The sequence below is a fragment of the Hymenobacter montanus genome (assembly GCF_014699115.1).
GTDB classification, from domain to species: domain Bacteria; phylum Bacteroidota; class Bacteroidia; order Cytophagales; family Hymenobacteraceae; genus Hymenobacter; species Hymenobacter montanus.
On record NZ_JACXAD010000033.1, the window covers coordinates 24,241 to 45,863 of the forward strand.

A 21,623-nucleotide genomic window follows, 5' to 3' on the forward strand; every position below is an offset into this window, starting at 1 on the left:
AAGCCGGAACCCCGGCTGTGCATGCCGTCAGGTTCCGGCCGCGAGGGTCGGACAAAGTATAACGTTGCTATAGTACAACGTTTTATTATTCATAAGGCAGTTGGGCGGTAGAATTGAGACAGGGCAGCAGGATTTCAAATGTGCGAAATATTTACGTAATCGGTATCCGAGACCAGCTACCCCTACGCGCCGCGCTCATGCAACCACTGTATAATCATTATATTAATTCGATTGATACTTATTAAAAACTGTTATTTCCCCTCACCATACTTTGATTACCGCCTAGCTTTCGCCAACTTTCCGCCTATTCCCACTCACGGCTTCGGCTTTTTGCTTTATGGCTTCTCCTCTTGCTACGTTATCCGCTACGGCGGGCGCCCGCTTACCCGTCAGCCTCTATGCCGATTCGGAGCTCGCCTCCTCGGCCGTCGCCACCCAAATCGCCGACCTGATTCGGGCACGGGCCGCCGAGGGCAAGCCCTGCGTGCTCGGACTCGCCACCGGCTCGTCGCCCACCCGCGTGTACGAAGAGCTGGTGCGCCTGCACCAGGAAGAGGGCCTGAGCTTCCAGAACGTCATCAGCTTCAACCTCGACGAGTACTACCCCATGGCTCCGGACTCGCTGCAGAGCTACGTACGCTTCATGCACGAGTACCTGTTCGACCACGTCGACATCCGCCCCGAAAACGTGCACATTCCCGACGGCACCGTGCCCGCGGACCAGATAGCCGAGTTTTGCCGGCGCTACGAAGAGCAGATTCAGGAAGCGGGCGGCATCGACTTGCAGTTGCTCGGCATCGGGCGCACCGGCCACATTGGCTTCAATGAGCCCGGCTCGGGCCCGGCTTCCCGCACCCGCCTCATCACCCTCGACCACGTGACGCGCACCGACGCGGCATCGGACTTTTACGGCGAGGAGAACGTGCCGCGCCGGGCCATGACCATGGGCGTGGGCACCATCCTCGAAGCCCGCCAAATTGTGCTTCTGGCCTGGGGTGAGGGCAAAGCCGCCGTGGTGAAGCGCATGATAGAAGGCGACGTTACCGACTCGGTGCCCGCCACCTACCTGCAACGCCACCCCGCCGTGCAGGTGGTACTGGACGAGGCCGCCGGCGCCGAGCTTACGCCCCGCAAAACGCCCTGGCTGCTGGGCCTGCCCTGCGACTGGCACGACACCGCCCTGGTGCGCAAAGCCGTGACCTGGCTGGCCCGTACCCTGGGCCAGCCCATTCTCAAGCTCACGGACGAAGAATACAACGAAAACGGCCTCTCCGAGCTGCTGGCGCAGTCGGGTCCGGCTTACGACATCAACATTCGGATCTTTAACGAGTTGCAGCACACCATCACCGGCTGGCCGGGCGGCAAGCCCGGCGCCGACGACACCTACCGCCCGGAACGCGCCGAACCGTTTCCGAAGCGGGTGCTTATCTTTTCGCCTCACCCCGACGACGACGTGATTTCCATGGGTGGCACCCTGCTGCGGCTCGTCGACCAGGGCCACGAGGTCCACGTGGCTTACCAGACCTCGGGCAACATCGCCGTGTTCGACGACGAGGCCATCCGCTTCGCCGACTTCGTGGCCGACTACGACCACGCCTTCCGTCTGCCTACCGAGGAGCCGGCCGACAACCTGTACCACCGGGTAGCCGACTTTCTGAAAAACAAGCCGCCCGGTCAGGTCGATTCCGACGAAGTGCAGCAGATAAAAGGCCTCATCCGCCGCGGCGAGGCCAAAAGCGCCTGCCGGCTGGCCGGGGTGCCCGACGCCAATGCCCACTTCCTCGACCTGCCCTTTTACGAGACCGGCCGGGTGCGCAAAAAGCCGCTGGGCGACGAGGACATCCGCATCACCATGGAGCTGCTCAACCGCATTCAGCCCCACCAGATTTACGCTGCTGGCGACCTGAGCGACCCCCACGGCACCCACCGCGTGTGCCTGGCGGCCATCTTTCAGTCCATCCACCAGCTCAAAGCCTCCGGCACGCCCTGGCTGGACGACTGCTGGGTATGGCTCTACCGCGGCGCCTGGCAGGAGTGGGACATCGACCAGATTGAAATGGCCGTGCCCCTCTCACCCCAGGAGCTCACGCGCAAGCGCCGCGCCATTTTCAAACACCAGTCGCAGAAAGACCGGCCGCTGTTTCCCGGTGCCGACCAGCGTGAGTTCTGGCAGCGCAGCGAGGCGCGCAACCGCACCACGGCTAAGCTCTACGACCAATTGGGTTTGCCGGAGTACGAGGGCATTGAGGCGTTTGTGCGGTGGCAGTTTTAAGCAAGTATTAAACCTCCCCGTAGCCTATTAAACCTCCCCCGTAGCCGAGGCAGGACCTTCTGCACCGCGGAAAACTGAGGCGGTTGAAATAGTTAAGCAGTTGTTTATGACTGCTCGGCTATATTCCATATCAGAACGTCCTGCTCTATCTGGCGTCCGCTGGTCGAAGCATCTCTCCCGCTTCGTAGCACAACGCTAGCCAAACGGTAGAGATGCTTTGGCTCAGCAGGACCGCCTTCTTCTATGCCATCCCTTTTGACCGACTACTTAAACAATGCCTGAATACCACCACGCCCCCAACGACCTGGCCGCAAGCTGCCAACTTCACTGGCCTGGGCTTAACGTCAATTAGAGCCGTTTCCTCGTCCGTGTACACGCCGTTTGGCTCCCCTCTCTTGAGGAGAGGGGTTGGCCCCGTAGGGGTCCCGTGAGGTTTTCCCGGCTGCGCCCGGTACATGGAGCTGAATACCGCTATAAGCAAACTTTAAGGCTCATGAGCTACCCTTTCCGTCCGTGCCAAAGCACAAACATCCCCTCCTCGCTTGGATAAGGAGAGGGTTTTTATTTTCTCTGTCTCAATCAAGTATTCTCATTGAACCCTTACGTTGCCCGCCTGCACCACCTGGCCAGCCAGCCCAGCCGCCGAATCATCGGCCTCATGTCGGGCACTTCGCTCGATGGGCTCGATGTGGCACTGTGCCGGCTCACGGGCCACGGACCGGGCACCCAACTGGTTCTGGAGCACTTCCAAACCGTGCCGTACACCGACGACACGCGGGCGCGCATCCGCACCGTGTTTGCCCGTGAGCACGTCAGTCTGGAATACCTCACCCTGCTTAACCCCTGGCTGGGCAGCCTGCACGCCGCGGCCATTCTCGCCTGCCTCCGCGAGTGGCGGGTAGCTCCCGAGGAGATAGACCTCGTGGCCAGCCACGGCCAAACCGTATACCACGCCCCCCGGCACCAGCACCAACGCCCCGACTTCTCCCTAAATGCCACCCTGCAGCTCGGCGACGGCGACCACGTGGCTGTGGGTACGGGCATTATCACGCTGAGCGACTTCCGCCAGAAGCACGTGGCAGCCGGTGGCGAAGGGGCTCCCCTAGCCGCCTACGGCGACTTCCTGCTCCTGAGCAGTTCCGCCGAAGAGCGGCTGCTGCTCAACCTGGGCGGCATTGCCAACTTCACCTTCCTGCCCCGAGCCGGCGGCGATGCCAGCACCGCCTTCAGCACAGATACGGGGCCGGGCAACACCCTGCTCGATGCCACCGTGCGGGCCCATTATCCCGACCGGCAGTACGATGAGGACGGCCGCCTCGCCACCGCCGGCCAGGTCCACCACGGGCTGCTCTCGGCCCTGCTCGACCATCCCTTCTTCGCCGCCGCCCTGCCCAAAACCACCGGCCCCGAGCTATTCAGCGCGGCTTACCTGGCCGATGCCCAGCGGCGCAGCGGCACTGCCGCCCTGGGCCTCGAGGACACCCTGGCCACCCTGGCGGAGTTAAGTGCCGTGGGCGTGGCCCGGGCCCTGCGGGAGGCCTTCGCGCAACGACTGGCGCCTACCGCCGTGTACACCAGCGGCGGCGGCGCCCACAACCCCGCCCTGCTCGCGGCGCTGAAACGCCAGTTGCCCCACGCCAGCTTCACTCCTACCGATGCGCTGGGCGTACCCGGCGATGCCAAGGAAGCCATCCTTTTTGCCGTACTGGCCAATGAGGCGGTAGCCGGCCAGCCGGTGGCCATTGGGGCCGGCCGGCAGCGGGTGCCGGCCGTGAGCATGGGCAAAGTTTCGCTGCCGGGGTAGGCAGCTCTCCCCAGCTGAGCACATAAGCTTCTCATTACCTGAACACTTTAACTACATGTCGGTGGTAGCTACCGGCTTTTTGTTATCTCGCCCAGACCGGCCAGCTCGGGCAATACCGAAAAAGCCCGCTGTAGGTATACAGCGGGCTTTTTTGAGTCTTCAACAGCCGGGGCCTGGAGTTCAAAAGAGTCCCCCATTAAGGTTACCGGATGCTGACCTGGCTAAATGGTGGGGTCAGGGGGCGTGGAGGGATTATTCTCACGCTCGACCCTGGGATAAGGGTAGAAATTACGGTTCCGCTCGGCACCCGGGGCACCCGGACCCGGGCGGTTAAAACGGCGGCTGTCGCTGAGGCGGAAGCCCTGAAAAGCCAGCTCAATGTTACGGTTACGTAGGATTTCTAACAGCACGGCATCAGCTGTCAGCGGCCCCGAGTACGGAGGCAGGGCTGCCCCAACACCGAAGGCATCGGTAGTCGGGGTTTTGGGCAGGACTCTATTCAGTTCCGCCACAGCATTGGTCAACTCTCCAGTCCTGGCGTACGCTTCGGCTCTGATCAGCAGCATTTCACCAGGCAGATAAACGGGAATAGGCGCGTTGTTGGCAGTATAGAAACCCGCGCCGCGGTTCTGCTGGGGGGTGGGACTAGCGCGAATAAAGAACGGCACCCGTCGGTCGTTGGGATCAGGAGCCAAGGCGCCCGTCAGGCCAAGGTTAGCGTTGGTCGGTTCAAATAAATTCCGGTTGCCGAAAGACGTTTCGAATAGCGGATTGCGGGTGTTATCGTCAAAGTTGAACACCGAACGTACGGTCAGGCTTGTTGGGTTTTGTTCGACCGCACCAGCGGCACTTATTGCTCGGCTATAGTCACCAATTTCTAGGCTATACCGCGCTATCAACGCTCGTAGGGTATTGGTCAGGTTAATGCCGGGTACGATCTTGGAATTAAAATCGGCCGAAACGGGCGTAGCCGCCAGCTGCGTGGCAGCGGCTTCGAGCTGGGCAACCGCACTGCGTAGCAATGTCAGCCGGTCGACAAATGGGGCGTTTTCTTGTACAACCAGCGGGGCCTGCTCAAAAAACTCGGCCAACGTGCCCAACGACAAGGCCCGGAAAATGGAAGCGTATGCTACAATACCGCTCCGGGTGCCCGGGTCTACTGCGTTGCCGGAGTTTCGCAGAATCAAGTCCGCGTTGGCTTTCACCAGATTGGCCTGCGTCCAGATGTTGCGGATAACCCCATTGGTATTGTTGGCGTTACCGGCCCCCAGGCTGATGTTGTATTCTTCGATGTTGCCGACGTTGAGAATAGTCAGCTCGCCAGTACTCAGCCCACCCAAAGCAACTCGATTATAGAGTACACTAACAAGGCCGCCCGTCGCGTAGCGTGCTTGAAGGCCATTGCAGAGGGTAATCAACCCATCCGAGTCTCGAACGGCTAACTCCGGAGTGGTGGTACTTGGGTTGGTGTAGTCCTTGTTACAGGCACTCATGGCCAGCGCAAGCACGGACATGAGTAAAATAATTTTTTTCATGATGAGGTTCAAGGTTAGGGCTCGGGGCGGGAGAGGCCAGGTACGTGGTAGCCCGGCACAAGGGCTTTAAGCCCGCCCACTGAATAGTTAAAAGGTAGCCGCCAGCTTCAGCTGATAGGTGCGCGGGATGGGCACGTTGCCGAAGTCGATTGCGCGCAACAGGTCGCTGGAACCACCGGCACTGGTTTCGGGGTCAAACCCATTGTATTTGTCCCACGAGTAAAGGTTGCGACCTACCAGGCTCACGTTCAACGCACTAACAAACTTGATAACGTTCGGGAGGGTGTAGTTCAACCCTACTTCGCGCAGCTTCACGTAGGAGCCGTTATCAATCCGGAATTCCTGGGTGTTATAAATGGCGAAGATATAGCCGCGCGGCAGCGTGCCCCGGAGCTCTTGCTCGGCGAGGTCGCCCAGGCCCACGCCCTGCCGCGTGCGCTTGTCGGCATTGAACACATCCACACCCTGCACCGCGTCGAGCAGCACGTGTAAGGTCAGCTTCTTGTAGGTCAGGTTGGTGTTGAAAGAACCGGTCCACTTCGGATTGGGGTCGCCGATGAGGACGTTGGCTATGGTCGTGCCGGGGGCGTAGCTGGGCTGGCCCTGGCTGTTGCGGGCCAGCGTGAAGGTCGTCGACCCTACCGCCTGCCCCATGGTACGCTCATCCTGCGGGAACCCCTGGGGAGTGAGCAAGAGCGAGCCATCGGGGTTGCGGGCGTAGCCCGAGCCGTAAAACACCCCGGCGGCTTGGCCTTCCAGCAGGTACACCGGTGCCCCGGCCGCGTTGTCGACGGAAATAGCTTGGGTGAAGCCGCCGGAACCGGGCAAGCTCAGCACCTTGTTGCGGTTGCGATTGTAAATGAACGAAACGTCCCAGGTGAAGTCTGGGGTTTTCACTGGCACGGCCCCCAACGACAGTTCAAGACCCCGGTTTTCCATCGTTCCCACGTTGTTAACGATGCTGGAGCCACCCGTCGTAGGAGCGATGTTGCGTCTCACCACCAAATCGTTAACTTTCTGATAGTACGCCGTAACGCCTAAATTGATCCGGTCGTTGAAGAAGCCCAAATCCGCTCCCCCCTCCAACTCGCTCATCCGCTCGGGCTTCACCTCCGGATTGGCGAATTGGGCGTTAGGCACAATCGTATTTCGGCCCAAAAAGCCCACGGGGCTGTACTGGTAGATTCGGTCGTAGGCCCCAATCCCCGTCAAATTGCCAGCTTCTCCATAGCTAGTACGCAGCTTCAGGCTGTTAAAGGCAGTGGCAAAAGCCGCGTTCTTCCACAAGTCCAGGTCTGACACTACTACCGAGGCGCTCACCTTAGGGTAGTACACGTTGGTGAGTGACTTCGCAAACTTCGAGGATTGGTCGCGCCGGACAGCCCCGGTAAGAAATGCCAGGTTACGGAACCCAAAGGTGGCCTGGGCATAGTAGCCACTCAGGTCGAACCGGTCGACGTTGTAGGCTGAAGTTACGGTGGTGTTCGCCGCTCCGGAAACGGTTTCAATGCCCGGGGCCAGGTTCTGGCCCTGCGTGGCGGCAAATTCCTGCTGGCTGTACTGGTAGCTGTAACCCGCCCGCAGGTTTATCTTGAAGGCCTCGTTCACCTGATACTCGTACCCCAGGTTCAGATCGGAATTGAGCTGCAGCAACACGTTATTGCCGTTGGCCGCGTAGCCGAACGGATAACGGGCGGCCGGCAGCCCGGCCGTGGGCTGGTAGGGATAGGGGCGAATGTAGCTAAGGCCCGCCTGCGAGTAAGTATCCACACCCAGGATGTAGTCCACCGATAGCGTCTTGAACGGTGACAGGTTCACTTGTAAGTCACTTACCGTTCGGTTCACGCCCTGCGTAAACTTCATGTCCTCAATGGTTGAGAGCGGATTGACGCGAGTGGGCTCCACGGCCAGCAGATTGCCGCGGGCGTCCCGCTGGGTGATGTCGTAGATGTTATTGGTGATGTTGACGGAGTTAATCGGGCTATAAAACACGTTACCGTTGGCTTTCTCATTTGAGAAGCTGTTGATGTAGCTCAACCCCGCGGAAATTTTCGCCCACTTGGTAAGCCGTTGGTCCACCCGAGCACGCAGATTGTAACGCGTAAAGTCCGTGCCTTTGATGATGCCCTGGTTTTTCAGGTAATTAAGCGAGACGTAATACTGGGTCTGTTCATTGCCACCCGAGATAGAGGCTGCATTATCGGTGCCGTAGCCCGTCCGAAAGATTTGGTCGAAGTAGTTATAGCGGGTCACGTCCACTAGGTTGGTGGTAAGCAACGTAGTCGCGTTGGCCCGGGTAATACCCACAGTGGTGACATCGGGCTGGCTGGCCAGGGCCCCTGCCGCGCCAATGGTATACAACCTAAGGCTGCTTGCCCCAAACTGCTTGCCATACGTATTCACTGGCACGGATTTACGCAGCTCATTGATGTTAAAGCTGGTCGACACCGACACGCGAGGCGCGCCATTCTGGCCGCGCTTGGTCGTAATGAGCACTACCCCGTTGGCTGCCCGCGAACCGTACTGGGCCGCCGCGGCGGCACCGTTGATGATGTTGATGCTGGCGATGTCGTTAGGGTTGAGGTCGGCCAGGCGGTTCTGGCCGGTGTTGGCCGCACCCACGTCGTTGGCTACGGCCAGCTGCGACACGTTGGTGCTGGCGTTGCTCACGATTACGCCGTCGATTACGTAAAGCGGATCTGAGGAGCCCACCAGCGAGTGAACACCGCGTAGCCGGATGGAAAGCGAACCTGCCGGGTCGCCCGAGTTCTGGGTGATTTGCGCCCCGGTCACCTTGCCCTGCAAAGAGTTCAGCAGGCCGCCCGACCCGCTTTGGGCTAAGTCTTCCGCTTTAATGGTGCTGATGGCGTTGCCCAGCTCCCGCTTCGGGGCGCTGATGGTTGAGCCCACCACAACTACCTCATCGAGCTTCTGGCGGGCTTCCGCCAGGGACACGTCGGTGGTCACGGTTGCGGCCGAGCCCAGCGTGAGGGAGCGCGAAACCGTCGCGTAGCCGATGAGCGAAATGGTCAGGCTGTACTCACCGGGTGCCATCGTCACGGCCAGAGTGTAGGTGCCGTCGGCGTTGGTGGCCGTGCCCGACGACGTGCCGTTGAGCAGCACCGTGGCGCCCGGCAGCTCGCGGCCGGCAGCGTCGGTTACCCGGCCAGTCAGGGTGTAGCGCTGCGCGCTGCTGGGCTGCGCCCCGACCCGTGTGGCGAGCAGGAGTAAAAGGAGCAGGCTGGCCCATTGCCGGTACAACCTAGTAAAGAGGTATATTTTCATCAAACTAAAAAAATGAAAGAGTGGGAAATCAAGCAAAATGTACCGCAATAAATTTACAATAAGTAAAAGCACGACAAAGATTTTTTTGCGGGCCGTCTATATTCCCACGGGGATGGTCCTTCTATCCACCAAGGGGGTGCTTTTGCCGGACTGTAAATCAATGCAAAGGCCGGGAAGTAGTCGCGAATAATGGTGCTGGCGGGGGCTTCTGCCGCCCAGCTACTTTTGGCGTCGGGGCCATCCCCAGGTCTGAGGCACTGCCCACCTCGCCGACGCCAAACCAGCCGGCTGCGCGGCCCCGATGTGCGCCAGCCCCACCCTCAGCCTGCCTAACCGACGCTCACTACATGCTCGGCGAAGACAGCTAACGGGAGCAGCGAGCGACGCCATCGGTAACGCCCCGACAGCCGCGCCAGGTGGCCGCCGGAATCTGATTTGTTGGGTGGCTAGGCTTGCCCCGCTACCTGCGGACGCGCTCTTTTTCTACCAGGAATAAATAACGACCTTAGTCTCATGCAAACCACTACCCAGGCCGCCGTGGCCACTACCGGGGCGCAGCCCCTGGCCGAAGCCTCCCAGCCAGGCCGCCTCATCTCGCTCGACGTGTTCCGCGGGCTCACCGTAATGGCCATGATTTTGGTTAACAACCCCGGCAGCTGGAGCCACATCTACCCGCCGCTGGAACACGCCGAGTGGAACGGATGCACGCCCACCGACCTCATTTTCCCCTTTTTTCTGTTCATTGTGGGCGTGAGCCTGATATATGCCCTCGACGGCGTGAAGCAGCGCGGGGGCCCCCAGGGTGCCGTGCTGGGGCGGGTGCTGCGCCGGGCGGCGGTGCTCTTTGGCCTGGGCCTGCTCCTGTCGCTTTATCCGAAGTTCGATTTTGCCGGGGTGCGCATCATGGGCGTGCTGCAACGCATTGCCCTGGTGTTTCTGGGGTGCAGCATTATCTTTTTGAAGACCACCTGGCGCACCCAGCTCGGGCTGCTGGCCGGCTTGCTGGTGGGCTACGCGGTGCTGTTGCAGCTGGTACCCGTGCCCGGCTTCGGCCCGGCCAATCTGGAGCCCGCTACCAACCTCGGCGCCTGGCTCGACCGCCTGATTCTCGGCGAGGCTCACCTCTGGAAAAGCAGCCGAACCTGGGATCCCGAAGGCCTGCTCGGTACCCTGCCGGCCTTGGGTACGGGCTTGCTGGGTAGCCTCAGCGCCCAGTGGCTGCGCAGGCGCGACCAGGAGCCCGCCGCCAAAGTGGCTTGGCTGTTCGTGGCCGCGGGGGCCCTGATCGTGCTCGGCCTTATCTGGCACGCCTGGTTTCCCATTAACAAGGCGCTGTGGAGCAGCTCGTACGTGCTGTACACCGGCGGGCTGGCCGTGGCCGGGTTGGCAGCCCTGTACTGGGTGTGCGACGTGCAGGGCTACCGCGCCTGGACGGGCCCGGCCCTGGCCTACGGCGTCAACGCCATTCTGGTGTTTTGTTTGTCGGCCCTGCTTTCGCGCACCTTTGGCCTGTTCAAGCTGCGGGGGCCCAGTGGCCAAACGGTCGGGCTTAAAGAGTGGCTGTATGAGTGGGGCATTGCCCCACACTTCGCCGACCCCCGTAATGCTTCGCTGGCTGGGGCGCTGCTCCTGGTCCTAATTTGGCTGGGCATTTTGAGCTGGATGCGCAAAAAAGGCATCATCCTGAAAGTGTGACGGTGGTATGGAAGAGTAACAATCCGCCACTGAGCGCAACCGGAGCACCTCAACTGGCCAGAATCAATTTTCAGTTTAAAGTTGGCGATGAGAAGCGTGGCCGACCATGACAAAAGGCTTTGCTGGCCAGCACTGCGCAATGGTGAATGACCGCGCCTGACGAACTTGCGTCTGCTACGCGACGGCCAGCCGCTCATCCCGCCGTAGTACCCCCCTGCTGCCCTACCGGATACGACTGGGCAGCAGCCATTTCACAACCTGGGCTCCTTTCTACGCCACCGGGCGGCCCCAGCGAGCGCCACCTCACCAACTTCCTTCGGGGCACTGCTAACTCCATTTATCTATCACATGAAAATCCTCATTATCGGCGGTGGCAACATGGGCCTGACCTATGCCCGCAGCTTTGTGCGCGCCCACATCACATCGCGGCTCGATCTGCGGCTGCTGGCCCGCTCGCCCGAGCGGGTGCCGGCCCTGGCGGCCCACGAAATCGGCACCGTGTGGGGTCACCCGGCCGAGTGCGTACCCGGGGCCGACATCCTCATCCTGGCCGTGAAGCCGCAGGACTCCCCCACCCTATTTACGGCCTTACGGGGGCTGGTGCAGCCGCAGCAGGTGGTACTCAGCATCATGGCCGGGGTCCGCATTGCCACGCTACGCGAAGCCCTGGGCACCCCGAAAGTCATCCGGGCCATGCCCAACCTGCCGGCCCAAATCGGCATGGGCATGACGGCCTTCACCAGCACCGACGAGGTGACTCGCGCCGAGCTGGTGCAAGTGCAAAACCTGCTGTCGACAACCGGCAAAACAGTGTACGTCGAAGAAGAATCGGCCATTGATGCGGCCACGGCCATTTCCGGCAGCGGCCCAGCCTACGTGTACTACTGCATGGATGCCCTGATGGCCGCCGCCGCCCAAATGGGCTTCACTCCTGCCGAAGCGGAGCTGCTGGTCAGCCAGACCTTTCGCGGGGCAGTAGATCTGTACTCGCAGTCGGGGCTGAGCTGCGGCGACTGGATTGCCCGGGTGGCTTCCAAGGGCGGCACCACCGAAGCGGCGCTAGGAGCTTTTAGTACGGGTGCCGTCCGCGAAGGGCTGGTAGCCGGAGCCCGAGCCGCGCGCGACCGGGCCGAAGAGCTGGGGCGCTGACGCTCTCTATCCTAAATAAATACGCTGAAAAGCGGCGGGGCAAGGGGGCGGTGCTGCTTTCTTCCAGATGCCTCCAAAAAAGAAATGCACGACAAAGGCCGAGGCATGGCATGCGCCTCGGAGCGAACTTCAGGTGATGTGGTAGCCCAGTCTGTTTCTACTTGATACATTGAAAACGAATAGCCTGGCCTACTTCCGCCCTGTGCTGACCGCCACGGTGCTGCTGGCAATGCTTCCGGCAGTGATGCTGCCGGCTTACCAAGGGACTAGGCGGTTGCCAGTGCCTGCCCCGGTAACGGTAGCCAAGCAGCCCGCACCACTAGCCCCTCCTATCCAGTCCGATACGCTGACCGCCACCGCCGAGATTCCGCCGGCGGCCTCTGCGCCAGTACTGGAGTCGTGCCCACCACACCCCTTGGTGTTTAGCCGGGGCAGCCGGGCTGCACAGCGGCCGTTGCTGGTGCGGCGCTACGTGGGCACGGTGGGTGGGCAGGCCGCCACCGCGCTGTTGCAGTGGCAGAACCCCGATTCGATAACCGGCTTTTTCTACCTGCACCGGGGCGGGCCGACCTATGAGCTGAGTTCGAGTAGCTCACGCGCAAGACGGGCAGTGGTGCTGCAGGTATCGCCGGAATACCCCAATGACTCTGCCCCAAACAGCCAGTGGCACCTACCGGCCCGACCGGGAGCAATGCTGGCGGGCAGTTGGCGCACGGCGGCCGGTTCGCAGCACGTGGCACTGCGCGAAAGCTACGTGGGGGCAGTGCCGCTGGCAATCCGCACGCTATACCTGCGCGGAGGCAAGTCTCTGGTTGACAAGTCTGATGACCCGAACTGCACCAACCAACCCAGCCTGAGCTATGATTTCTGGCGCTTGCCCGCTGGGCCCGCCACCGTGCCGCCGGCCCTGCGGGCGGTGTTGAACCCCACACCCGCAGCATGCCGCCGTACGCTGCGGGCCCGCCTGGAGGGTGATGGACGGGCAACCTATTCGCTAGCAATGCGGCTCAATGATTTTGGGCTACTTAGCTACCAGACCTACTACATGGCCAGCCCGTATGGTGGCCGGCCACAATATGAGGTGCGTGGCTCCCTGTTTGACTTGGCTACGGGACGGGCCTTGACTATGCGGAGTCAACTGCGACCGCAGTACGACCTGCCGTTGCGCCGCTTGATAGCTTGGCATCTACTACACGATGCCAAGTTTGATGACACCAATAAAGCCCATAGCCAAAGTTGGCAGTGGGAGGAAAAACCGAAGCCAAAGGCAGCCTCCGACACCGCGTTTAGTAATAGCCTATGGCTGTTGCGCGACTTAGCGCCCGTGCCTGAGCAAATTGCCTTTACCAGCGAGGGCCTGGAAGTATCGTACTGGCGGGGCAGCCTGGGACAGGCACTAGGTAACCTACGCGAAACGGTGCTGGTGCCCTACCGCGACTTGCGCCCCCTGGTGCGCCCCGGCACCCCGCTGGCCCGCATGTTGGCGGCCCGGGGGATGTGGTAGCTTTCGGCTAGAATCGCTTGCAAATCAGCCGGTACGGGCATGGGTTGCTCGGCGGGCACATTGGCACCACCCGTGTTGCCGGTGGGAACCCGGCCGAAAAACGAAAGGGCGAAACCGCCGATAATGCGCACGAGCTGGCCCAGGATTTCGCGCAAGTCGCGGATACGCAGGCCGTGGTGCAGCATGAGCAAGTGCGTGTGGGTGTGTGGCAACGCCCAGCGCTGCCCCAGGATGTGGGCCCGCTCGAGATGTGAGAAGGCCCTGGGCAAGTCCTGGCGGGCGGTAGCGGCACGGGCGGCTTGCAATTCGGCGCGGTAGTACGAGCGCAGGCGGCGGGGTAGTCGGAGGTAAAACATGGCTTGATTGATAGAACGCGCGTTAAAACTTCATGCGCTGAATACGCACGGCGTTGAGAATGGCCAGCAGCGCCACGCCCACGTCGGCAAACACTGCCTCCCACATGGTGGCCCCGCCCCCGGCACCTAGCGCCAACACGATGGCCTTCACGCCAAACGCCAGCCAGATGTTCTGCCACACCACCCGGTGGGTGGCGCGGGCAATGCGCCGGGCGGTGGCAACCTTGCTGGGGTGATCGGTCTGAATCACTACGTCGGCCGTTTCAATAGTCGCGTCCGCCCCCAGGCCGCCCATGGCAATGCCCACGTCGGCCAGCGCTACCACCGGCGCGTCGTTCACGCCGTCGCCCACAAACGCCACCCTGCGGCCCTCGTCGAGGTACTGCTGCACGTAACGGGCTTTGTCCTCGGGCAGCAAGCCGCCGTGGGCCTCGTCGATGCCCAGTTCCCGGGCTACCCGCTGGGTGATGCTGTCCTTGTCGCCGGAGAGCATAACGAGCTTGCTGATGCCGTCGGCTTTGAGCTCCCGCACGGCCTGGGCCGCATCCGCCTTCGGTGCGTCTGCCACCGTGAGGTAACCGGCGTAGCGCCCATCAATGGCCACCACCACGATGCTGTCCGCAATCTGGTCGACCTGGGCCGGGTAAGGCACCCCGAACCTGGTGAGCAGCGTGGTGTTGCCGGCCAGCACTTCCTGTTGGCCGACGCTACCGCGCAGGCCGTGCCCAGCAATTTCCTCCACCGCTTCGGGAGAGCGGACGGCGCCGTGCTGGCTCACGTGCCGCACGATGGCCTGGGCAATGGGGTGCGTCGACTTGCTTTCGAGCGTCGCCACCAGATCCAGAAACTGGTTGGTCTCGAGGCCCGGTACGGTTTCGACCCGCTGCACGGCAAACACGCCCCGGGTGAGCGTGCCGGTCTTGTCCAGCACCACCGTGTCCAGCTCCCGTAGGGCGTCAAGGAAGTTGGCGCCCTTGAACAGAATGCCGGCCCGGGCCGCCGCACCGATGCCGCCGAAGTACCCCAGCGGGATGCTCACCACCAACGCGCAAGGACAGGAAATTACCAGGAAAACCAGCGCCCGGTAGAGCCAGTCGCGGAACACGTAGTCCTCCACCACGAAGGCGGGCACCAGCAGGAGCAGCCCGGCCAGGCCCACGACAAGGGGCGTGTATATCCGGGCGAAGCGGGTGATGAACTGCTGCGTTTTGGCTTTGCGACCCACCGCATCCTGCACCATCGCCAGAATCTTCGAGAGCTTGGTGTCTGCGAACGCGGCCGTGACCTCCACTCGCGCCAGGGTTTCCCGGTTAATCATGCCGGCCAGTACGGCCTCGCCCGGCTGCTTAGTCTGGGGGATGGATTCGCCGGTGAGCGCGGCCGTGTTGAAAGAAGCTGCCGCCGCCCGCAGCGTGCCGTCGAGGGCTACTTTTTCGCCGGGCTTGATTTCCATCACGTCGCCGATCTGCACCTGCTCGGGACCGAGTACCAAGGGCCCGCCCCCGCTTAGCACGGTCACCTCGCTGGCTTGAATTTCCAACAGGGCGCGGATACTGCGCTTGGCGCGGTTCACGGCCGCGTCCTGAAACAGTTCGCCTACCGTGTAGAACAACATCACGGCCACGCCTTCCGGGTACTCGCCGATGGCGAAGGCGCCGCCCGTGGCCAGGCTCATCAGCAGGAACTCGTTGAAGATATTGCCCGAGGGAATGCTCCGAATCGCCGAGCGGATGACTTTCCAGCCCACCAGCAGGAACGCGACAATGTACCACGCCAGGCGGACGTACCCCGTGAACCAAGTCGCGTCAACGTAATCCAGGGCAATGCCGCCCAGCAGCAATACCAGGCTCACGCCCGGCCACCGGTACGGATTAGCCGTAGTCGGCCCGTGGTCATGGTCGTGATCGTGATTATGGTCGTGGTCATGGTCATGACTGGGGTCGGTACTCGGCTTCGGGTTAGCAGCCGGGGCGTGGTTATGGCCCGGCACGTCATGGCCTTTGGGATCGGCCGCGGCTTTGGACGGGAGCTGTTCGCGGTTAAGTGCGCCCACATTGTCGAGGTCCGCCTGCTGGGCGGGGTTCAGTTCCTCGTTCGTGGTTTGGGATGAAGGATCCGGCATGGCAAGTCGAGCGGGTAAGAAAACAGTTCTGATTACGAACGCAAACCTCGCTCCCCAGGTGATGCAACGCTATTGCATTGTTTCAGCGGGTACCGACGCACCGCGGACAGAGCCCCTTCATCACCAGGCTGGTTTCCTGCACCTGGTAGGCGCCGGGCAGGGCAACAACCGGCACGGCCACCGTGGGCAGGCAACTGGTTTCTCGGCAGCGGGTGCAGAAAAAGTGCACGTGCAAATCCTGGTGGTGCCCAGGCGTACACCCAGGCTCGCACAAGGCATATTTGACGGCCCCGCTGCCGTCCTCGACGCGGTGCACCAAGCCTTTATCGGTGAAAGTCTTTAGCGTGCGGTGCACGGTAATGCGGTCGACGTGGCCAAGCAGCTGCTCCACATCGGCCAGGCTTAGTGCCGCCGGGTGCTGCTGCAGCACGTCGAGCACCAGCAGGCGCATGGCCGTGGGGGTGATCTGCTTGGCAATAAGGGTGTCTTCCAGTGGATGTGCCATGGTTTATTCCTCTTGCGCATTTTTCAGCTTTGCCCGCGGCAAGTGAGGCCCAGTGGGGCGAAGGTAGCGGCGAGGTTGATACCCTGGTGAGTGGAGAGCGTTTGTAAACGTTACCTGACTACGTTGAATAGCCGCATCAGGTCTTCCCAGTGCCGGTTGAAGCCGTAAATGAACTGGCGCGTGTAAGCACTGGCCCCGCTGTGGCGCACGTGCGTGATGTTGCCCAGCAAATTGTACCCGTAGCGCTGGGTGTAAGTCCTCGTGCTGGCCGCCCTCTCCACGAATGCTGAACCCCCAGCCACTGATGCTTTTAGCTGTTGGCAGCTAATTCTGCACCAGTAGTATTTTTCATGGCTATCAGTCGAAGGTACAGACCAGCAAAATGGTTGCGGCTCATATCAACCTCGCCCGCAGCACACGTAAGCCAAGCGAAAGCAATGCAAAAGTAAGCTTCATCGCACCCTTAAGGACCGATTAAACGGGTGTACAGCGCTTTCGGGACAGTTATGAAAGCACTACGGTAGCTCGTACCCCGCGAAGTCTTTACGCAGCTGGGTCTTAAGCAGCTTCCCCGTGGCCGTATGGGGCAGTTGCTCCACAAATTCCACCGCGTCGGGCTCGCAGAACCTGGCCACTTTGCCTCGGAAGAAATCGAGCAGCTCCTGGGCTGATACGTCCATGCCGGGGCGCCGCACCACGACGAGCAAGGGCCGCTCGCTCCATTTGGCGCTGGGCACGCCGATAACGGCGGCCTCGGCCACGGCCGGGTGGGCCACCGCCAGGTTTTCTAAGTCGATGCTGGAAATCCACTCACCCCCCGATTTGATGACGTCCTTCGAACGGTCAGTGATTTGCATAAAGCCGTCGGGGTCGATGGTGGCCACGTCGCCGGTGCGGAACCAGCCGTCGGCGGTGAGCTCGCCGGGCGAGCCGCTGCGGAAGTAGTCGCGCACCACCCAGGGGCCGCGCACCAGTAAGTCGCCGAATGCCGTGCCGTCGTGCGGCAGCTCCTGGCCGTCGTCGCCCACAATTTTCATGTCAACGCCAAACACCACCCGGCCCTGCTTGGCCAGTACCGCGGCCTTTTTTTCGGGGCTCAGCGCCAGCTGGCTGCCCTTGAGGCGGCCCGCGGTGCCCAGGGGGCTGGTTTCGGTCATGCCCCAGGCATGAGTGATGGTCACGTTCAGCTCCTCCACAAAGGCCTTCATCAGGGCCGGCGGGCACGACGAGCCCCCCACCACCGTGCGCCGCAAGGTGCGAAACTGCCGGCTGCCTTCGCGCATAAACTGCAGCAGTGCCAGCCAGATGGTGGGCACCCCGGCCGAGAACGTAACCCCTTCGGTCTCGAACAGCTCGTAGAGGCTGGCGCTGTCCATGCCGGCGCCGGGCAGTACCAGCTTGGCCCCATTGAGCGGAGCCGCGTACGGCAAGCCCCAGGCATTGACGTGGAACATGGGCACCACGGGCATTATTACGTCGAGGGCCGAGCAGCCCAGCGAATCGGGCAGGGAAATACCCAGCGCGTGCAGCAGCGTGGAGCGGTGCGAGTAGAGCACTCCCTTGGGCTGGTCGGTGGTGCCGGAAGTGTAGCAGAGCGAGCAGGCCGTGTTTTCGTCGAAGCTGGGCCACTCGTAGTCAGCGTCCTCGGCGGCCAGCAAGTCTTCGTAGCTGCACAGGCCGGGCAGGGCCGACCGGGCGGGCAGGTGTTCGGGGCCGGTCATCAGCACCCATTTTTCGACGGTGGGGCACACGGGAGCGAGCCGCTCTACCAAAGGCAGGAAGGTCAGATCGAAGAACAGCAGCCGGTCTTCGGCGTGGTTAATGATGTAGACAAGCTGCTCCGGAAACAGGCGCGGGTTGATGGTGTGGCACACCGCCCCGAGGCCCGCCACGCCGTAGTAGAGCTCGAAGTGCCGGTGGGTGTTCCAGGCCAGGGTGCCCACGCGGTCGCCAGGGTTAATGCCGGCTCGCAGCAGCGCCTTGGCCAGCTGCTTGCTACGTTGGTTCGCCCCGGCGTAGGTGTAGCGGTGGAGGCCGCCTTCGGGCAGCCGCGAAACCACCTCGGTATCGGCGTGCCACGTGGCCGCGTGTTCGAGAATGCCGGCCACGCGCAGCTGGTCGGCCATCATTAGTCCTAGCATAACAGTAGTAGAGCAACGTGATAATGGGAGCAGGCCCGTAAGATAGCGAGCCCCCCTGCATTTCCCACGAAGCCGGCGTCCCCGCCCGGGCTACTTCCGCACCGCCTCGATGGCTACCTGCAACAGCGCCGAGCGCACCCCCAGCTCCGTGAGCTTGTTGTTCTGCCGCGTGGGGTGCACGCGGTTGGTGAGCAGGATAACCACCAGTTCTTCCTTGGGCTCGACCCAGAAGTAGGTGCCGGTGAAGCCCGTGTGGCCATAGCTGCCCGGCGAAGCCCCTTTGGCCGAGTTGACGGTGGGGTCGGCGGCGGGCCGGTCGAAAGCCAGGGCCCGGCGGTTGTCGGGGCAGAACTGGCAGCGGGTCCAGTCGGCTAAAATCTCTTTGTCGAAAATCTGCTGGCCGCCGTAACGGCCGCCCCAGGCATAAGTTTGAACGAGCTTAGCCACGTCGTTGGCCGACCCAAACAGGCCGGCGTGCCCCGAGAGGCCCCCGAGCAACGCCGCGCCTTCGTCGTGCACGGTGCCGTGCACCAGTTGCTGGCGGAATGCCGAATCCACTTCCGTCGGCACAATGCGGCGGAGCGGAAAGCGGTTGGCCGGCCGGAAGCCCAGCGTGCTGGCACCCAGGGGCCGGTACACTTCCTGCTGCAAAAAGGCGTCGAAGGTTAGCCCGGTGCGGGCGCGAACCAGCTCGGGATAGAGGATGAACGACAGGTCGGAGTACACGTAACCGGGCTTCTCATTCAGCGGCGACGCGCCTATTTCCTGGTAGATGCGGGCCGGCAGGGTTTGACGGGCCCACAAGCCCCGCGCTACCGGCAGCGGGAACCGGGCCGAGGAGTCGGCCCGGAAATATCGGTGGCGCAGCTTGCCGTTCTTAGCGGTCAGCTCCTTCCAGAACGGAATCCAGGCCTGCAGGCGGGCTTGGTGGGCCAGCACGTCGCGCAGGCGCAGGCCCGCCTTGTTGGTGCCGCGCAAAAACGGGAAGTAGTCCCCCATCGTGCTGTCGGGGCTGAATTTGCGGTTCGCCTGCAACCGGAGCAGGGCGGGCGTGGCGGCCAGCAGCTTGGTTAGCGAAGCCAGGTCATACAAGTCGTTGTCGCGCACGAGGCGCGGGGCACTTAACGAGGCCGAAGAGGACAGCAGGGCTGGAGCGGACGGGTGCTTCATTCGCCTTTCACTCTTCCCGTTTCCCTTATCATTCAAAGCAAAGCCCGCGTACGTGTGGTTGCCGTAGCTTTTGCGGAGTACCACCGTGCCCCGCCGGGCAATGAGCACCTGCGCGCCCGGAAACGCCTGCGCCGCCAGGGCCCGGCCCACGAGGCTATCGACGCGGGCTTCGAGGCGGCCATCCAGGCCCACATCCTCGGGGTGGCCGTAACGCAGGCGCAGGTTGCCGGCCGTGCCCAGGCCGAAGCCGCGCGGGTAGCGGTCCGACACCGTAACCGGCAGCTTACCGGTGGCCGCAATACCCCCGAATAAGGCCTGCACAGCCAGATTTTGGGCATCTCTGCTTTCCTGGTAGGCCAGCACCACGGCCCTGGCCCGGTCGAGCTCGCGTACCTTAGCCACGGCGTAGGCCGAGCCGAACACGGTGAGTACCAGCTGCTGCTGCTGGCTAATGAGTTCGCGCAGCAGCAGGTTGGTTTCGGGCGTTACTCCGAAGCTGGTGGCGGGCAGGCGGCCGAGACTTTGCAGGGCCACCAGCACCAGGTTGTAGGGCTTTAGCGCTTCGCGCAGCCGGGTGAGTTCGTCGAGCGTGGGCGTGGCCGAGGCGTGGAAGCAGGCCGTGGGGGCGTAGTCGGCCACGGCTCGCTGGAAGTCGGTGGTGTCGCGCGGGGAGCCCCCCAGCACCAGCGTGGCAATGCGTAGCGTATCGAGCCGCTGCAGGGGCAGCAGGTTGCGCTCGTTGCGCAACAGGGTGATGCTGAGCTCGGTGAGGCGATGGCTGAGGTACCGGGCGTGGGGGGAGTTCAGATCCTGGTGCAGGTTTTGGGGGTCGATGGGCCGGTAGTGGTTCAGGCCGGCCCACTGCTTGAGGGCCAGCACCCGACGGCAGTGCCCGTCGATTTCCTGCTGCGAAATCCGGCCGCTGTCGACGGCCGTGCGCACCATGCGCAGGGCCAGCGGGATGTTTTTGCTGAACTCCAGAATGTCGTTGCCCGCGATGAGGGCGCGCACGTCAGCCTCGCCGGGCGGAAACATGCTGATGACGCCCTTCATGTTCATGGCGTCGGTGAAGATCAAGCCCTTGAAGCCGAGCTGGTCGCGCAGCAAGTTCTGGATGATGGGCCGCGACAAGGTGCTGGGGCCCGGTAAGGTATCCAGCGCGGGTACATTAAGGTGGGCCACCATCATGCCCCCCAGGCCGCCGGCAATCAGGCTGCGGAAGGGCGGCAGCTCCAGCGAATCGAGCCGGCGGCGGTCGACGCGCACCGTGGGCAGGGCCAGGTGGGAGTCGGCGTCCACGTCGCCGTGGCCGGGGAAGTGCTTGGCCACGGCCAGGATGCCCGCGTCCTGCATGCCGCGCATGTACTGGCGGCTATCGCGCGAAACGGCGGCCGGGTTTTCGCCCCAGGACCGAAAGCCGATGACCGGGTTAGCCGCGTTATTGTTCACGTCGACCACGGGCGCGAAGTTGACGTGCATGCCCAGGCGCTTGAACTGCGCGGCCACCTCCCGGCCCATATCGTACAGCAGCGTGGTGTCGATTCCGCCGCCCAGGCTCATTTGATAAGGGAACTTCACGACGCTGTCGAGGCGCATGCCCACCCCCCACTCGCCGTCCATCGCCACCAGCAGCGGCACCCTGGACTGGCTTTGGTAGCGGTTCAGCAGGCGGGCCTGCCGGCCCGGTCCCCCCTGAAAAAATATCAGTCCCCCAATGCCATACCGCTGAATGAGCAGCGAGATCGAGTCTTCGTCCACCCGAGTGCGGTTGGAGTAGGCCGCCACCATGAACAGCTGCGCCACCCGCTGGTCGGGCGTAAGGGTGCGCATCAGGCTGTCGACCCAGGGCGAGTGCAGGTAACGGGTGAAGGCCGGGGCGTTCGTGGGGCGTGGGGCAACCACTGGCTGACGGCGGACTGCTTGGGCGGGCGCCCTGGGTCGCCGGGGAAGCCGGACCGGCCCCCTGGGAACCAACTGCTTCGGCGGGGCAGCGGCTCGGCGCGGAAGATGCGATTGCGCCGGGGCCAGCAACGGCCAGGACAGCAACCAAAGGAGCACGAAAGACTTCGGGAAAGATAAAAGCAA

The 21,623-nt window shown here is 62.5% G+C and carries 13 protein-coding genes; 5 read left to right on the forward strand and 8 right to left on the reverse strand.

The window, feature by feature from the left end:
• The first annotated feature begins 337 nt into the window (after positions 1-337).
• Both nagB and IC235_RS20645 read left to right on the forward strand, forming a co-directional pair.
• Positions 338-2,272 carry a glucosamine-6-phosphate deaminase gene (gene nagB, locus IC235_RS20640; RefSeq protein ID WP_191007111.1) on the forward strand — a complete coding sequence of 645 codons (1,935 nt, stop codon included), beginning with the start codon at positions 338-340 and terminating at the stop codon, positions 2,270-2,272.
• A 592-nt stretch (positions 2,273-2,864) separates the two neighbouring features.
• On the forward strand, positions 2,865-4,076 hold the full coding sequence (locus IC235_RS20645; RefSeq protein ID WP_223847456.1) for an anhydro-N-acetylmuramic acid kinase: 1,212 nt from the start codon (positions 2,865-2,867) through the stop codon (positions 4,074-4,076).
• Between the two features lie 221 nt (positions 4,077-4,297).
• Here IC235_RS20645 and IC235_RS20650 read toward each other — a convergent pair whose 3' ends face one another.
• Both IC235_RS20650 and IC235_RS20655 read right to left on the reverse strand, forming a co-directional pair.
• Entirely contained in the window at positions 4,298-5,611 is a 1,314-nt protein-coding gene (locus IC235_RS20650) for a RagB/SusD family nutrient uptake outer membrane protein (RefSeq protein ID WP_191007112.1), read from the reverse strand.
• An 87-nt stretch (positions 5,612-5,698) separates the two neighbouring features.
• Entirely contained in the window at positions 5,699-8,896 is a 3,198-nt protein-coding gene (locus tag IC235_RS20655) for a SusC/RagA family TonB-linked outer membrane protein (RefSeq protein ID WP_191007113.1), read from the reverse strand.
• 513 nt (positions 8,897-9,409) lie between these two features.
• Here IC235_RS20655 and IC235_RS20660 point away from each other — a divergent pair.
• The 3 genes from IC235_RS20660 (at position 9,410) to IC235_RS20670 (ending at position 13,244) form a co-directional block, all read left to right on the forward strand.
• Complete coding sequence (locus IC235_RS20660) at positions 9,410-10,591, forward strand: acyltransferase family protein (RefSeq protein WP_191007114.1); 1,182 nt, start codon at positions 9,410-9,412, stop codon at positions 10,589-10,591.
• Positions 10,592-10,939: 348 nt separating this feature from the next.
• The gene (proC, locus tag IC235_RS20665) at positions 10,940-11,740 is read left to right on the forward strand and encodes a pyrroline-5-carboxylate reductase (RefSeq protein WP_191007115.1); all 801 of its coding nucleotides are present in this window, start codon (positions 10,940-10,942) and stop codon (positions 11,738-11,740) included.
• 169 nt (positions 11,741-11,909) lie between these two features.
• A complete protein-coding gene (locus tag IC235_RS20670) occupies positions 11,910-13,244 on the forward strand; it encodes a hypothetical protein (RefSeq protein ID WP_191007116.1) in 1,335 nt (444 codons plus the stop codon).
• On the opposite strand, the gene IC235_RS20675 is transcribed toward IC235_RS20670, so the two are convergent.
• From IC235_RS20675 to IC235_RS20700, 6 genes are all read right to left on the reverse strand, one after another.
• Positions 13,169-13,600, reverse strand: coding sequence for a DUF3703 domain-containing protein (locus IC235_RS20675; RefSeq protein ID WP_191007117.1), 432 nt, complete (start codon positions 13,598-13,600; stop codon positions 13,169-13,171). The genes IC235_RS20670 and IC235_RS20675 overlap by 76 nt on opposite strands.
• Before the next feature lie 22 nt (positions 13,601-13,622).
• The gene (locus tag IC235_RS20680; protein WP_191007118.1) at positions 13,623-15,722 is read right to left on the reverse strand and encodes a heavy metal translocating P-type ATPase; all 2,100 of its coding nucleotides are present in this window, start codon (positions 15,720-15,722) and stop codon (positions 13,623-13,625) included.
• 82 nt (positions 15,723-15,804) lie between these two features.
• Positions 15,805-16,227 carry a Fur family transcriptional regulator gene (locus tag IC235_RS20685; RefSeq protein WP_191007119.1) on the reverse strand — a complete coding sequence of 141 codons (423 nt, stop codon included), beginning with the start codon at positions 16,225-16,227 and terminating at the stop codon, positions 15,805-15,807.
• 110 nt (positions 16,228-16,337) lie between these two features.
• Positions 16,338-16,529 carry a hypothetical protein gene (locus IC235_RS20690; RefSeq protein WP_191007120.1) on the reverse strand — a complete coding sequence of 64 codons (192 nt, stop codon included), beginning with the start codon at positions 16,527-16,529 and terminating at the stop codon, positions 16,338-16,340.
• Positions 16,530-16,742: 213 nt separating this feature from the next.
• Entirely contained in the window at positions 16,743-18,368 is a 1,626-nt protein-coding gene (locus IC235_RS20695; protein WP_191007121.1) for a 3-(methylthio)propionyl-CoA ligase, read from the reverse strand.
• Positions 18,369-18,458: 90 nt separating this feature from the next.
• Entirely contained in the window at positions 18,459-21,440 is a 2,982-nt protein-coding gene (locus IC235_RS20700; protein WP_317173624.1) for a glycoside hydrolase family 3 N-terminal domain-containing protein, read from the reverse strand.
• Between the last annotated feature and the right edge of the window lie 183 nt (positions 21,441-21,623).

What these genes read in the sequence shown, in the direction of transcription:
- IC235_RS20660 (WP_191007114.1), top strand. Translation starts at nt 9,410, where the DNA reads ATGCAAACCACTACCCAGGCCGCCGTGGCCACTACCGGGGCGCAGCCC.
- IC235_RS20695 (WP_191007121.1), bottom strand. Translation starts at nt 18,368, where the DNA reads ATGCTAGGACTAATGATGGCCGACCAGCTGCGCGTGGCCGGCATTCTC.
- IC235_RS20685 (WP_191007119.1), bottom strand. Translation starts at nt 16,227, where the DNA reads ATGGCACATCCACTGGAAGACACCCTTATTGCCAAGCAGATCACCCCC.
- IC235_RS20680 (WP_191007118.1), bottom strand. Translation starts at nt 15,722, where the DNA reads ATGCCGGATCCTTCATCCCAAACCACGAACGAGGAACTGAACCCCGCC.
- IC235_RS20655 (WP_191007113.1), bottom strand. Translation starts at nt 8,896, where the DNA reads ATGAAAATATACCTCTTTACTAGGTTGTACCGGCAATGGGCCAGCCTG.
- IC235_RS20650 (WP_191007112.1), bottom strand. Translation starts at nt 5,611, where the DNA reads ATGAAAAAAATTATTTTACTCATGTCCGTGCTTGCGCTGGCCATGAGT.
- nagB (WP_191007111.1), top strand. Translation starts at nt 338, where the DNA reads ATGGCTTCTCCTCTTGCTACGTTATCCGCTACGGCGGGCGCCCGCTTA.
- proC (WP_191007115.1), top strand. Translation starts at nt 10,940, where the DNA reads ATGAAAATCCTCATTATCGGCGGTGGCAACATGGGCCTGACCTATGCC.
- IC235_RS20675 (WP_191007117.1), bottom strand. Translation starts at nt 13,600, where the DNA reads ATGTTTTACCTCCGACTACCCCGCCGCCTGCGCTCGTACTACCGCGCC.